The following is an 11437-nucleotide window of genomic DNA, read 5'->3' on the forward strand; positions in this document are numbered from 1 at the left end:
AGAATGCTTCTCATCCGCTGCCCCTATTGCGAGGAAGAGCGCCCGGAACTCGAGTTCCGCAATGCCGGCGAGGCGCATGTCGTGCGCTCGGCCAACATTGCCGGCGAGAGCGACGACGATTTCGAGAAATTCTTCTTCATCCGCGCCAATCCGAAGGGCGTCATCTATGAGCGCTGGCGGCACATCCATGGCTGCGCTCGGTTCTTCAACGCGGTGCGCGACACCGTCACCGACAAGTTCGTCATGACCTACAAGGCCGGCGAGCCGAAGCCGGCGAAACTGCCTGGAGCCGCGAAATGAGCGCCGCATTCCGTATCTCCGGCGCCGGCCGCCTGAGCCAGGCGAAGACCGCATCGTTCAGCTTCGACGACAAGTCCTACACCGGCATCGAGGGCGATACGCTGGCCTCGGCGCTGCTCGCCAACGGCGTGCATCTGGTCGGCCGCTCGTTCAAATATCACCGGCCGCGCGGCTTCCTGTCGGCTGGCGCGGAAGAGCCCAACGCGCTGGTGCAGATCGTGCGCGACGATGCGCGCAAGACGCCGAACGTGCGCGCGACCGTGCAGGAGCTCTATGACGGGCTGACGGCCAATTCGCAAAACCGCTGGCCGTCGCTTGCCTTCGACGTCGGCGCCGTCAACGACATCGCCTCGCCGCTGTTCTCGGCCGGCTTCTACTACAAGACCTTCATGTGGCCGAAGTGGGCCTGGAGGGATCTCTACGAGCCGAAGATCCGCGCTGCGGCGGGCCTCGGCGTTTCACCGGACAAGCCGGATCCGGACCATTATGCCGCGCGCTACGCGCATTGCGAGGTGCTGGTGCTGGGCGGCGGCGCCGCCGGCATTGCCGCCGCGCTCGCCGCAGCGGAAACGGGCGTGCGAGTGATCCTCGCCGACGAGCAGGCCGAATTCGGCGGCAGCCTGCGCTTCGAGAGCGGCGCCAGGATCGACGGCCAGGACGGTTATGCGTGGGCGCGAGCGGCGATCGCGAAGCTCAAGGCGATGGGCAATGTGCGGGTGCTGTCGCGCACGACTGCTTTTGGGTACTACGCGCAGAATTTCGTCGGACTGGTCGAGCGGGTCAGCGACCATCTCAAGAACCCCGGCCGCGAGCTGGCGCGCGAGCGCCTGTGGCAGGTCCGCGCCAAGCGCGTCGTCATCGCCACCGGCGCCATCGAGCGCCACATGGTGTTCGCCAACAACGACCGTCCGGGCGTCATGCTGGCTTCGGCGGCGCGCACCTACCTCAACCACTATGGCGTGGCGGTCGGCAGGAATGTCGGCGTCTATACCGCCAACGATTCCGCCTATGCCGCCGCGATCGACCTCAACAAGGCCGGCGTCAATGTCGCGGCGATCGTCGACCTGCGCGACAACCCCGCCGGACCGGTGATCGACGAGGCAAGGGCGCTCGGCATCGAGATCAATTTCGGCCGCGCCGTGGTCAGCGCCAGCGGCAAATTGCGTGTGTCGTCAATGACGGTGCAGCCGAAGAATGGCGGCGGCGAGCGGACCATCCCGGTCGACGCGATCCTGATGTCGGCCGGCTGGACGCCGTCGGTGCATCTGTTCTCGCAGTCGCGCGGCAAGGTCGCCTTCAACGACGAGACCAAGCGCTTCGTGCCCGGCACCTATGCGCAGGACTGCGTCTCGGTCGGCGCCTGCAACGGCACGGACGGGCTGGACGCGACGATCGACGAGGCCTATGCGGCCGGCGCCAAGGCGTCGAAAGATACCGGCGGCAGTGCCAGGAAGAGCGCCAAGCCGAAGGTCGATGCCGGCGAGAGCTGGTCGCGCGGCATGCTGGGCGCTGCCCCCGGCGCCGGGCCGGGCACAACGGTCAAGGCCTTCGTCGATTTCCAGAACGATGTCACTGCCAAGGACATCCGCCAGGCGGTGCATGAAGGCATGCACTCGATCGAGCATGTCAAGCGCTTCACCACCAACGGCATGGCGACCGACCAGGGCAAGACGTCGAACATGCATGGCCTGGCGATCGCTGCCGAAGAACTCGGCAAGCCGATCCCGCAGGTCGGCCTCACCACCTTCCGGGCGCCCTATACGCCGGTGACGTTTGGCTCGATCGTCGGTCATGCGCGCGGCGCGCTGTTCGACCCGACCCGCCGCACGGCAACGCATGGCTGGGCGGCGTCGCAAGGTGCTGTGTTCGAGGATGTCGGCCACTGGAAGCGCGCCTGGTATTTCCCGAAAGCCGGCGAGGACATGCACAAGGCGGTCGACCGCGAATGCGTGACGGTGCGAAAAGTGGGCGGCCTGTTCGACGCCTCGACGCTCGGCAAGATCGAGGTGGTCGGGCCGGATGCGGCGAAGTTCATGGAGCTGCTCTACACCAATCCGTGGGAGAAGCTGGAAACCGGCCGCTGCCGTTATGGCATCATGCTGCGCGAGGACGGCTTCATCTATGATGACGGCGTTGTCGGCAGGCTGGCGCCCGATCGCTTCCACGTGACGACGACGACCGGCGGCGCGCCGCGCGTCATGAACCATATGGAGGATTACCTCCAGACCGAATTCCCGCACTTGAATGTCTGGCTGACCTCGATCACCGAGCAATGGGCGGTCATTGCCGTGCAGGGTCCGAAGTCGCGAGACATCATCGCGCCGCTAGTCGAAGGCATCGACATGTCGGACGAGGCGATGCCGCATATGTCGGTGCGCGAGGGCAAGATCTGCGGCGTGCCGACGAGGCTGTTCCGCATGTCCTTCACCGGCGAGCGCGGCTTCGAGGTCAATGTGCCGGCCGATTACGGCGAGGCGGTCTGGGAAGCGCTGTGGGCCGAAGGCCAGAAGCATGGCGCGACTGCTTACGGCACCGAGGCAATGCACGTGCTGCGCGCCGAAAAAGGCTACATCATCGTCGGCCAGGACACGGACGGCACGGTGACGCCGAACGATGCCGGGCTCGACTGGGCGGTCGGCAAGAAGAAGACCGATTTCGTCGGCATTCGCGGCCTGATCCGGCCAGACCTTGTAGCCAAGGGCCGCAAGCAGCTCGTCGGCTTGAAGACCAAGGATCCGAAGGTCGTGCTGGAAGAGGGCGCGCAGATCGTCGCCGATCCGAAGCAGCCGATTCCGATGAAGATGATCGGCCACGTCACCTCCAGCTATTGGTCGGAGAATTGCGGCCGCTCGATCGCCTTGGCGCTGGTCGCCGGCGGCCGCGACCGCATGGGGCAGACGCTCTACGTGCCGATGCCGAACGGCACGATCGAGGTGGAAGTCACCGGCATGGTGTTCGTCGACGAGAAAGGAGAACGCCTCAATGGCTAAGGCCGCCGCCAAGACAAAAGCCGCTTCCGCTTCCGTCGAGCGGCGTCCAGCACTTGCCGGCCGCGCGCTGTCGGCGCCAGGCGTGAAGGTGGAGATGCTGCCGCCGGCCGAACGCATCTCGCTGCGCGCGCCGCAGGCTTCGATCGCAGCACTTTCCAAGGCGCTCGGCGTGACGCTGCCGGCCAAGCCGAAGACCTCGGCGACCAAGGACGGACGCACGGCGCTGTGGCTCGGGCCGGACGAATGGTTGATCATCGACGAGGCGGGCAACGATCCGCTCGCCGACTGCGCCAAGGTGACGGCGCTGCATTCGGCGGTCGGCATCTCGCACCGCAATGTCGCGATCTCGGTCACCGGGCCAGCGGCCGCGATGACGGTCAATTCGGGCTGTCCGCAGGACCTGTCGCTCGAGGCTTTCCCGGTCGGTGCTGCCTCGCGCACCATTCTGGGCAAGTCCGAAATCGTGCTGTTGCGCACAGCCGCGGATTCCTTCCGGGTGGAATGCTGGCGTTCCTTCTCGGACTATGTCTTTACTCTGCTGTCGGAAGCGGCGAGCGACGCGGCGAACTGATTGCCAGCGGCCGATGTCCCTAGAGCCGGATGATTTCAGGTCGAATCGACCTGAAATCTGAATCCGTCTCTAAATCAAAGGAGTAGAGCATGATGTCGTCCGAAAACCGCTTCACACTTTTCGGCATCATGCTCTAGGGGGCCGCTGCGGGAACCATCGCCAATCCGGCCCGTTGTTTGCGACCAGCGAGGGAGAAGCCGATGCCGTCCAAATCCGCGCCGAAGTCGTCCAAGAAGACCGCGGCTGTCCGTTCGCTGGAGCGGGAGCGGCATGACGAGGTCGAGGAAGAGGAACTCGAAGAAGGCCTCGAGGACACGTTTCCGGCCAGCGATCCCGTGTCGATCACCGGAACATCCATTTCCGGCGGGCCGGCAAAGCCCGGTAAGGCCAAGACCGTGCCCGGGATGAAACCGCGCAAGAAATAGGCCTGGGCGGGTCGCTCATGGGGACAGGTAAAACGAAAAAGGGCGGCCACGTGCCGCCCGTTTTCGTTCGAGGTCTTGCCGATAGCGATTAGAGGCCGGGCACGAACCAAGGGCTGACGTCGATGCCAAGCTTCGGGCTCTTCGTCTGGGCCTTGGCGGCGTCCGCTTTTTCGACCGAGCCGGTGGCAGTGCAGTCGAGCTTCACATTGGTCTGGACGCAGACAGCCGGGGCATGCTTGACCGGCTGGTTCGTGCCGGCAAAAGCGGCGCCCGAGAAAGCCAGCACGGCGGCGAGGGTAAGAATGGTCTTCTTCATTTTCCGTCTCCAGTCATCTCTTTTCGTACATGTACGATACAACGTACAAATACGGCGTCCGGAAACGGAATTCAAGAGGAAATCTGTACGCGTACGACAACTTTTTTTGAACGTAGGAACTCGCCACGACGAACCAAGCCGATGGTGGCGCAAAAACAGCTAGAGCGTTTCACCGTTTCACAGAAACGGCGAACCACTCTAGCCCTTTGTTTTTACGCAATTCCGGACGGAAGGCTACGGCGAAGCCGCCGAGCCTAACCGCTCACACTTTTCCTGGAATTGCCCCAGGGCGATCAGCAGTCGACCGGGGTTTCGGTGAGCGGCGGGATTTCCTGCTCCGACAGCGAGGCCATCATGAAGTTGCACATGCGCTTCACGTAAGTCTCGGGGTCGCCGAAAGGATAGAAGGGAAAGGTGATCAGCAACGAAATCGTGCCGTGGCCGACCGTCCACAGCATGGTGGCGATGGCGCGCGGATCGCCCTTGAGTTTGCCGGCCGCGACGCAGGCCTCGACGCGTTTGATCAGCACCTTCATGGCCGGATTGCCCTCTTCCATGTCCTCGTAGCTGCGTCCTTCGGGCAGCTTGGTCTTCTCGGTCATGAAGACGGTGCGGTATTCGTTGGGGTTGCCGAGCCCGAAGGCGGCATATTCGGTCATCACCGCCTTGAGCGCCTCGATCGGATCGTCGGCGGAATGCTCCTCGATGCGCCGCGCGAGCGTCTCGAAGGCGTCCTCGGCGAGCGCGAAGAGGATGTCCTGCTTGTCGGCGAAATAGGAATAGACCGACATCGGCGCGTAGCCGACGCGCTTGGCCAGCTTGCGGATGGTCAGGCCCTCATAGCCCTCTTCCTGCACCAGCTTATGAGCCGCCGCGACCAGTTCGGAGCGAAGCTCCGCCTTCTGTTTTTCGCGGCGTTTCTGAACGCTCAGCGTCAATTTCCGCTGCCTTTGTCGTTGGTTGCCTGACGAAATTATATACGCTGTACGGAAACGGACAAGAGAGCGTTCCGGTTCCGCAACGTCCGTTCAGGCTCTTTGGTTAACGCGATTTCGGAGGCTAGAGCGTTTCACCGTTTCACGGAAACGGCGAAACGCTCTATCTTTCTGTTTTACGCAATTCCGAACGAAAGGCTACGGCGAAGGCGCCGAGCCTGACCGATCACACTTTTCCTGGAATTGCTCTAGCCGTCCCCCGGCATGGCTCAAATGGCGCCAATGCCGCCGTCGAGCGCCAGCGCATGACCGGTCATGAAGGAGTTGGCAGGGTCGGCAAGGAACAGGACGCCGGTGGTGATCTCGTCGACCTCACCGACACGCTTCATCGGCACGCCGCGCGTGAGTTCGGCAAGCGCTTCGGCTTCGGGCGCTCCGGTGAAACGCACGAAGCCGTCGACCATCGCCGTGCGGGTGTGGGCCGGGCAGACGGCGTTGATGCGTATTCCTTTGCTGGCATATTCCACGGCGGCCGAGCGCGTCAGTCCGACGACACCATGCTTGGCGGCGGCATAGACCGAAAGTTTCGGCGCGCCCGATAGACCGGCGACCGAGGCGATGTTGACGATTACGCCGCCCTTGCCGCTTTCCCTGAACTGCCGTTCCAACTGAGGAATCTGGTGTTTCATGGCATAGAAGACGCCGAGCAGGTCGACCTCGACCACGCGGCGCGCCTCTTCCGAAGTCACCTGCGGCAGGCGCACGAAGGAGTGGACGATGCCGGCATTGTTGACGGCGACGTCGAGCCGGCCGAACTTTTGCACGGCAAGCTTCACCAGATCCTCCGAGAGCTTTTCGTCGGCAATGTTGCCGGCAAGGTGAGCGGTCTCGGCGTCGAGCGTCGCCGCAAAATCGCCGAGCGCCGCCTCGTCGAGATCGGAGAGCACCAGCCGCGCGCCTTCCGCCGCGAAGGCCTTTGCCGCGCCGCTGCCGAGGCCGCCCGTCGCGCCGGTGACCAGCACCGTCATCCCATCGAAACGGCCCATCGCTCAGCTTTCCTTTCTTCGGTTCTTCCCGCCGACCAGCTCCGCCGCGAGTATCGCGATCAGCTTAACCGCTTGCCCGTAGGTTCTTGCCTTTTCCGGATTGGAGGCATTGCCGTCCAGCGCGCGGCGATAGACGCCCTGGCAGATCGCCGCCAGCCGGAAGAAGGAGAAGGCGAGGAAGAAGGTCCAGTTGTCGATCTTGTCGATGTCGCGCCGTTTGCAATAGGCTGCGACATAGGCCTCCTCGGACGGCAGGCCGGCAGCGGCGCGGTCAACGCCGTCAAGGCCGCGAAAGCCAGAGGCATGCGGCAGGCGCCATTGCATGCATTGATAGGCGAGGTCGGCGAAGGGGTGGCCGAGTGTCGACAGCTCCCAGTCGAGCAGCGCGATGACTTTCGGCGCATCGAGCGCGAACATCATGTTGTCCAGCCGGTAGTCGCCATGGACAAGCGAAACGCGGCCGTCATCGGCGGGCATATGGGTTTCGAGCCACGCAATCAGCCTGTCGATATCCGCTATGATTTCGGTTTCGGAGGCCCGGTATTGGCCGGTCCAGCGCGCGAGCTGGCGCTCGAAATAGCTGCCGGGCCTGCCGAAATCGCCAAGGCCGACGGCGCCGACATCGACATCGTGCAGGGCGGCAAGCGTCGCGTTCATCGCATCGTAGATCACGGCACGCTCTTCATTGCCGGAAACGTCAGGCAGCGACGGATCCCAGAAGATGCGGCCGTCGAGATATTCCATGACGTAGAACATGCGGCCGGTCGGGGAGTCTTCGCCCGACAGATGCAGCATGCGCGGCACCGGCACAGCCGTGCCGGCAAGCGCCTGCATGACCCGGAATTCGCGGTCGACCTGATGCGCGGATTTCAGCAATTGTCCCGGCGGCTTGGCGCGCAGCACATAGCGGCCGCTGGCGGCGGTCAAAAGATAGGTCGGATTGGATTGCCCGGAATTGAATTTTTCAATGGCGGACAGGCCGATAAAACCCGGGATATGCGCCTCGAGATAGGGCGCAAGCGCCGCCTGGTCTATGGCACCGGCCTCGCCGCTCATGCGTTCTCGGGCTGGCGCTCGATCAGCGTCAAGGTCAGCCAACGCGCCGTCAGCGCCGGCTTCTTCGAGCCTTCGATCTCGATGGTCACATCATGCGCCGTCTGCACCCAGCCGGACGGCCGCACCTTGACGTCCGCCAGCACGAAGCGGGTGCGGATGCGCGAGCCCGTCTTCACCGGCGCCAGGAAACGCAGCGTGTCGAAGCCGTGGTTGACGCCCATCTTGGTGTTTTCGATCGGCGGCATGGTCTCGAAGGTCATCGCCGACAAAAGCGACAGCGACAGGAAACCATGCGCGATGGTGCCGCCGAAGGGCGTTTCGCGCTCGGCGCGCTCCGGATCGCAATGGATGAACTGGTGGTCGTCGGTCGCATCGGCGAACTGGTCGATCATGCGCTGCGTCACCGTCCGCCAGGGCGAGACGCCGACCTCCTTGCCAACGCTTGCCACAAGCGTATCGAGACTGATCGGTTCCACGCTGATGTCCTCCGCACCCCGCCCGGATTACGATTCCTCGAACCGGACACCTTATTCCTTGAACCCCGCCCGATTCCTTGAAGCGGGCGCCTTATTCTTTGAACAAAGTCATTCCATGCTGCACCGACTGGCCGCCGTCGATCGGCAGGATGGCGCCGGTGACATAGCTGCCGGCTCGGCTGCACAAATAAAGCGTTGCGCCGGCAATGTCATCCGCCACGCCGATGCGGCCGAGCGGAACATGGTTACCAACATGTTTCGCCTGCTCCTCGGTCGCGGTGGCAAACGCCGTCATGCGGCTCTGGAAAGGACCAGGCGCAAAAGCGTTGACGGTGATGCGGCGGGCCGCGAACTCGATCGCCAGCGTGCGCGTCAAATGATGCACCGCCGCTTTCGAGGCCGCATAGGAATAGGCGTCGTCGGCCAGCGGCTGGGTGCCCATCACCGAGCCGAGATTGATGACGCGGGCAGGATCCTCGTCGCTCGCGGCTGCACCGAGCAACGGCATGAGCTCCCGCGTCAGGTGGAAGACGGCGGTGACGTTGACGCCGAACACCTTGGCCCAGGCATGGTAAGGGAAATCCTGCAGCGGCGCGCCCCAGGATATGCCGGCATTGTTGACCAGGATGTGCAGGCGTTCCGTGCGCGCCTTGACCTCGGCGACCAAAGCGGCGATGCCCGCTTCGCTGGACACGTCGCCGGCAAAGCCCTCGGCATGGCCGGAGCCGCCGAGCGCGTTCAATTCGTTGGCGACTTTCGCGCAATCCTCGCCCTTGCGCGAGACGATCATCACATGAGCGCCGGCGCGTACCAGTCCGGTCGCCACCATGCGGCCGATGCCGGTCGCAGCACCCGTCACCAGCGCGGTCTTGCCGGCGACCGAGAACAGCTTGTCCAGATAGCTCATCGTGTTTCTCCGCATCCTGCCCGGCAGGGGGACTCGCCCAAGGACTCGCGTTGACAAGGCTAACCGAAGTACGGTCATCCTTGCCACGGGTAAAGATTTATCTTTGGAAAGGCCGGAAGCGATGACGGACATGAATCTCGGCATGACCGAGCGGCTGAAGCCGATCCACCAGCGCGTGACGGCGATGGTGCGCGACGAGATCGCGCCGCTCGGCGAAGAATTTCTCGCCGAGATCGGCAAGGGCGGCGACCGCTGGTCGTATACGGCCAGGCAGACGGAAATCCTCGAAGGCTTGAAGAAGACAGCGCGCGAGCGCGGCCTGTGGAATTTCTGGCTGACCGATTCGAGGCGCGGCTACGGTCTTTCCACCGTCGAATATGCTTACCTCGCGGAAGAGATGGGCAAGGCGCATCTCGGCGCCGAGACCTTCAATTGCTCGGCGCCCGACACCGGCAACATGGAAGTGCTGGAGCGTTACGGCTCGCAAGGGCACAAGCGGGACTGGCTGGAGCCGCTGCTCGAGGGCAAGATTCGTTCGGCCTATCTGATGACCGAGCCTGACGTCGCCTCTTCGGACGCGACCAACATTTCGATGCGCTGCGAGCGGCAGGGCGACGACTATGTGCTGAACGGCGAGAAATGGTGGGCTTCCGGCGCGGGCGATCCGCGCTGCGCCATCTATATCGTCATGGTCAGGACCGGATCGGACGAAGAGCCGCAGCATCGCCGGCATTCGATGATCCTGGTGCCTTCCGACAGCAAGGGCATCGTCAGGCTGCGGCCCATGCAGGTCTATGGCGACGATGACGCCCCGCACGGCCATATGCATCTGCGGTTCGAGAATGTGCGGGTGCCGGCGGCGAACCTGATCCTCGGCGAGGGCAGGGGTTTCGAGATCGCGCAGGGGCGGCTGGGGCCTGGCCGCATCCATCACTGCATGCGCGCCATCGGCCAGGCCGAGATGGCGCTGGAGATGCTGTGTCAGCGTTCGGTGCGGCGCGAGGCCTTCGGCCAGTCGCTGGCCAAGCTCGGCGCGAATTTCGACATCATCGCCGAATGCCGGATGGAGATCGAGATGGCGCGGCTGCTCTGCCTCAAGGCAGCCTGGATGATCGATCAGGGCGACGCTCGCGCGGCCGCGCCCTGGATCAGCCAGATCAAGGTGGTGGCGCCGCGCGTCGCGCTGAAAGTCACGGACGAGGCGGTGCAGATGTTCGGCGCGCAAGGCATCAGTCAGGATACCCCGCTCGCACGCTCCTGGACGCATCTGAGGACGCTGCGGCTGGCCGACGGGCCGGACGCGGTGCACCGGCGGCAGGTGGCGCGCACGGAACTCAGGAAATACACGCAAGAGAAGGTCTGACAGCCATGACGCTTCCATCGCAAATGCAGGGGTTGCTGCTTGTCGGCGACGGTTACACCAGGGCGCCTTCGGCGGCCGCGCTGGAGGCGATGGAGCCTTATCTCCAGCCCGGCAGCGTCGCCGTGCCCGCGCCCGGTCCGTCGCAAGCGCTGATCAAGGTCAGCCTCGCCTCGATCAACCCGTCCGACATCGCCTTCATCAAGGGCCAGTACGGCCAGCCGCGGGTCAAGGGCCGGCCGGCGGGTTTCGAAGGCGTCGGCATCGTCGTCGCAACGGGCGATGATCCCTATGCAAGGAGCCTCGCAGGGAAACGCGTCGCCTTCGCCACCGGCGTGTCGAACTGGGGTGCCTGGGCGGATTATGCGGTTGCCGAGGCCGCGTCCTGCATTCCGCTCCTCGACACCGTGCGTGACGAGGACGGCGCCGCGATGATCGTCAATCCGCTGACGGCCTTGGCCATGTTCGACATCGTCAAGCAAGAGGGCGAAAAATCCTTCATCATGACCGCAGGCGCCAGCCAGCTTTGCAAGCTGATCATCGGGTTGGCGAAGGAGGAAGGTTTCCGGCCGATCGTCACCGTGCGCCGCGACGAGCAGATCCCGCCGCTGAAGGAACTCGGCGCCGCCCATGTGCTCAACGAGAAGGCGGCGGATTTCGAGGCTGCGTTGCGTGAGGCGACGAAGGCCGAGCAGCCGCGCATTTTCCTCGACGCCGTCACCGGGCCGCTGGCTTCCACCATTTTCAACGCCATGCCGAAACGTGCGCGCTGGATCGTCTATGGAAGGCTCGACGCCGAGCCGACGGTGATCCGCGAGCCCGGCCAACTGATCTTCCAGCACAAGCGTGTCGAAGGTTTCTGGCTGGCCGAATGGATGCGCCAGTTCCGCGACAGGCTGGGCCCGGCGGTGCTGGAAGCGCAAAAGCGCTTTTCCGACGGACGCTGGTCGACCGACGTCACGGCGGTGGTACCGCTGGACGAAGCGATGGCGCGGCTGCCGGCCGAGCTCGCCAAGCCCAACGGAAAGGTGTTCATCAAACCGTAAGCACCCCCG

General features: G+C 64.1%; 12 protein-coding genes. 6 read left to right on the forward strand and 6 right to left on the reverse strand.

Annotated features, from left to right (window positions below; all coding sequences use genetic code 11):
- Window positions 1-3 precede the first annotated feature (3 nt).
- From FJ956_RS02855 to FJ956_RS02870, 4 genes are all read left to right on the forward strand, one after another.
- Window positions 4-300, forward strand: coding sequence for a sarcosine oxidase subunit delta (locus FJ956_RS02855; protein WP_140651419.1), 297 nt, complete (start codon window positions 4-6; stop codon window positions 298-300).
- On the forward strand, window positions 297-3290 hold the full coding sequence (locus FJ956_RS02860; RefSeq protein WP_140673604.1) for a sarcosine oxidase subunit alpha: 2994 nt from the start codon (window positions 297-299) through the stop codon (window positions 3288-3290). Before FJ956_RS02855 ends, FJ956_RS02860 begins: the two co-directional genes overlap by 4 nt.
- Window positions 3283-3861, forward strand: a complete 579-nt coding sequence (locus FJ956_RS02865) for a sarcosine oxidase subunit gamma (protein WP_140673606.1) — start codon at window positions 3283-3285, stop codon at window positions 3859-3861. The genes FJ956_RS02860 and FJ956_RS02865 overlap by 8 nt, the downstream gene beginning before the upstream one ends.
- Before the next feature lie 200 nt (window positions 3862-4061).
- Window positions 4062-4286, forward strand: a complete 225-nt coding sequence (locus tag FJ956_RS02870) for a hypothetical protein (RefSeq protein ID WP_140673608.1) — start codon at window positions 4062-4064, stop codon at window positions 4284-4286.
- A gap of 88 nt (window positions 4287-4374) precedes the next feature.
- On the opposite strand, the gene FJ956_RS02875 is transcribed toward FJ956_RS02870, so the two are convergent.
- The 6 genes from FJ956_RS02875 to FJ956_RS02900 all read right to left on the reverse strand — a co-directional run bounded on the left by FJ956_RS02875 (window position 4375) and on the right by FJ956_RS02900 (window position 9022).
- The gene (locus tag FJ956_RS02875) at window positions 4375-4602 is read right to left on the reverse strand and encodes a DUF680 domain-containing protein (protein ID WP_140673610.1); all 228 of its coding nucleotides are present in this window, start codon (window positions 4600-4602) and stop codon (window positions 4375-4377) included.
- A gap of 293 nt (window positions 4603-4895) precedes the next feature.
- Complete coding sequence (locus FJ956_RS02880) at window positions 4896-5540, reverse strand: TetR/AcrR family transcriptional regulator (protein WP_140673611.1); 645 nt, start codon at window positions 5538-5540, stop codon at window positions 4896-4898.
- Window positions 5541-5806: 266 nt separating this feature from the next.
- Window positions 5807-6583, reverse strand: coding sequence for an SDR family oxidoreductase (locus FJ956_RS02885; RefSeq protein WP_140673613.1), 777 nt, complete (start codon window positions 6581-6583; stop codon window positions 5807-5809).
- A gap of 3 nt (window positions 6584-6586) precedes the next feature.
- Entirely contained in the window at window positions 6587-7639 is a 1053-nt protein-coding gene (locus FJ956_RS02890) for a phosphotransferase family protein (RefSeq protein WP_140673616.1), read from the reverse strand.
- Entirely contained in the window at window positions 7636-8121 is a 486-nt protein-coding gene (locus FJ956_RS02895) for a MaoC family dehydratase (protein WP_281405607.1), read from the reverse strand. Before FJ956_RS02895 ends, FJ956_RS02890 begins: the two co-directional genes overlap by 4 nt.
- An 85-nt stretch (window positions 8122-8206) precedes the next feature.
- The gene (locus tag FJ956_RS02900; protein WP_140673620.1) at window positions 8207-9022 is read right to left on the reverse strand and encodes an SDR family oxidoreductase; all 816 of its coding nucleotides are present in this window, start codon (window positions 9020-9022) and stop codon (window positions 8207-8209) included.
- A 121-nt stretch (window positions 9023-9143) separates the two neighbouring features.
- On the opposite strand from FJ956_RS02900, the gene FJ956_RS02905 reads away from it, so the two are divergent.
- Window positions 9144-10385 (forward strand): acyl-CoA dehydrogenase family protein, encoded by a 1242-nt coding sequence (locus FJ956_RS02905; protein ID WP_140673622.1) that lies wholly within the window; start codon window positions 9144-9146, stop codon window positions 10383-10385.
- A gap of 5 nt (window positions 10386-10390) precedes the next feature.
- Entirely contained in the window at window positions 10391-11428 is a 1038-nt protein-coding gene (locus FJ956_RS02910; RefSeq protein ID WP_140673624.1) for a zinc-binding dehydrogenase, read from the forward strand.
- Window positions 11429-11437: the final 9 nt, after the last annotated feature.

The organism is Mesorhizobium sp. B2-4-3, assembly GCF_006442815.1.
Lineage (GTDB): Bacteria > Pseudomonadota > Alphaproteobacteria > Rhizobiales > Rhizobiaceae > Mesorhizobium.

Coding starts and splice junctions, on each gene's coding strand:
- FJ956_RS02890 (WP_140673616.1), bottom strand. CDS start 7,639: ATGAGCGGCGAGGCCGGTGCCATAGACCAGGCGGCGCTTGCGCCCTAT.
- FJ956_RS02910 (WP_140673624.1), top strand. CDS start 10,391: ATGACGCTTCCATCGCAAATGCAGGGGTTGCTGCTTGTCGGCGACGGT.
- FJ956_RS02870 (WP_140673608.1), top strand. CDS start 4,062: ATGCCGTCCAAATCCGCGCCGAAGTCGTCCAAGAAGACCGCGGCTGTC.
- FJ956_RS02900 (WP_140673620.1), bottom strand. CDS start 9,022: ATGAGCTATCTGGACAAGCTGTTCTCGGTCGCCGGCAAGACCGCGCTG.
- FJ956_RS02865 (WP_140673606.1), top strand. CDS start 3,283: ATGGCTAAGGCCGCCGCCAAGACAAAAGCCGCTTCCGCTTCCGTCGAG.
- FJ956_RS02860 (WP_140673604.1), top strand. CDS start 297: ATGAGCGCCGCATTCCGTATCTCCGGCGCCGGCCGCCTGAGCCAGGCG.
- FJ956_RS02875 (WP_140673610.1), bottom strand. CDS start 4,602: ATGAAGAAGACCATTCTTACCCTCGCCGCCGTGCTGGCTTTCTCGGGC.
- FJ956_RS02905 (WP_140673622.1), top strand. CDS start 9,144: ATGACGGACATGAATCTCGGCATGACCGAGCGGCTGAAGCCGATCCAC.
- FJ956_RS02855 (WP_140651419.1), top strand. CDS start 4: ATGCTTCTCATCCGCTGCCCCTATTGCGAGGAAGAGCGCCCGGAACTC.
- FJ956_RS02885 (WP_140673613.1), bottom strand. CDS start 6,583: ATGGGCCGTTTCGATGGGATGACGGTGCTGGTCACCGGCGCGACGGGC.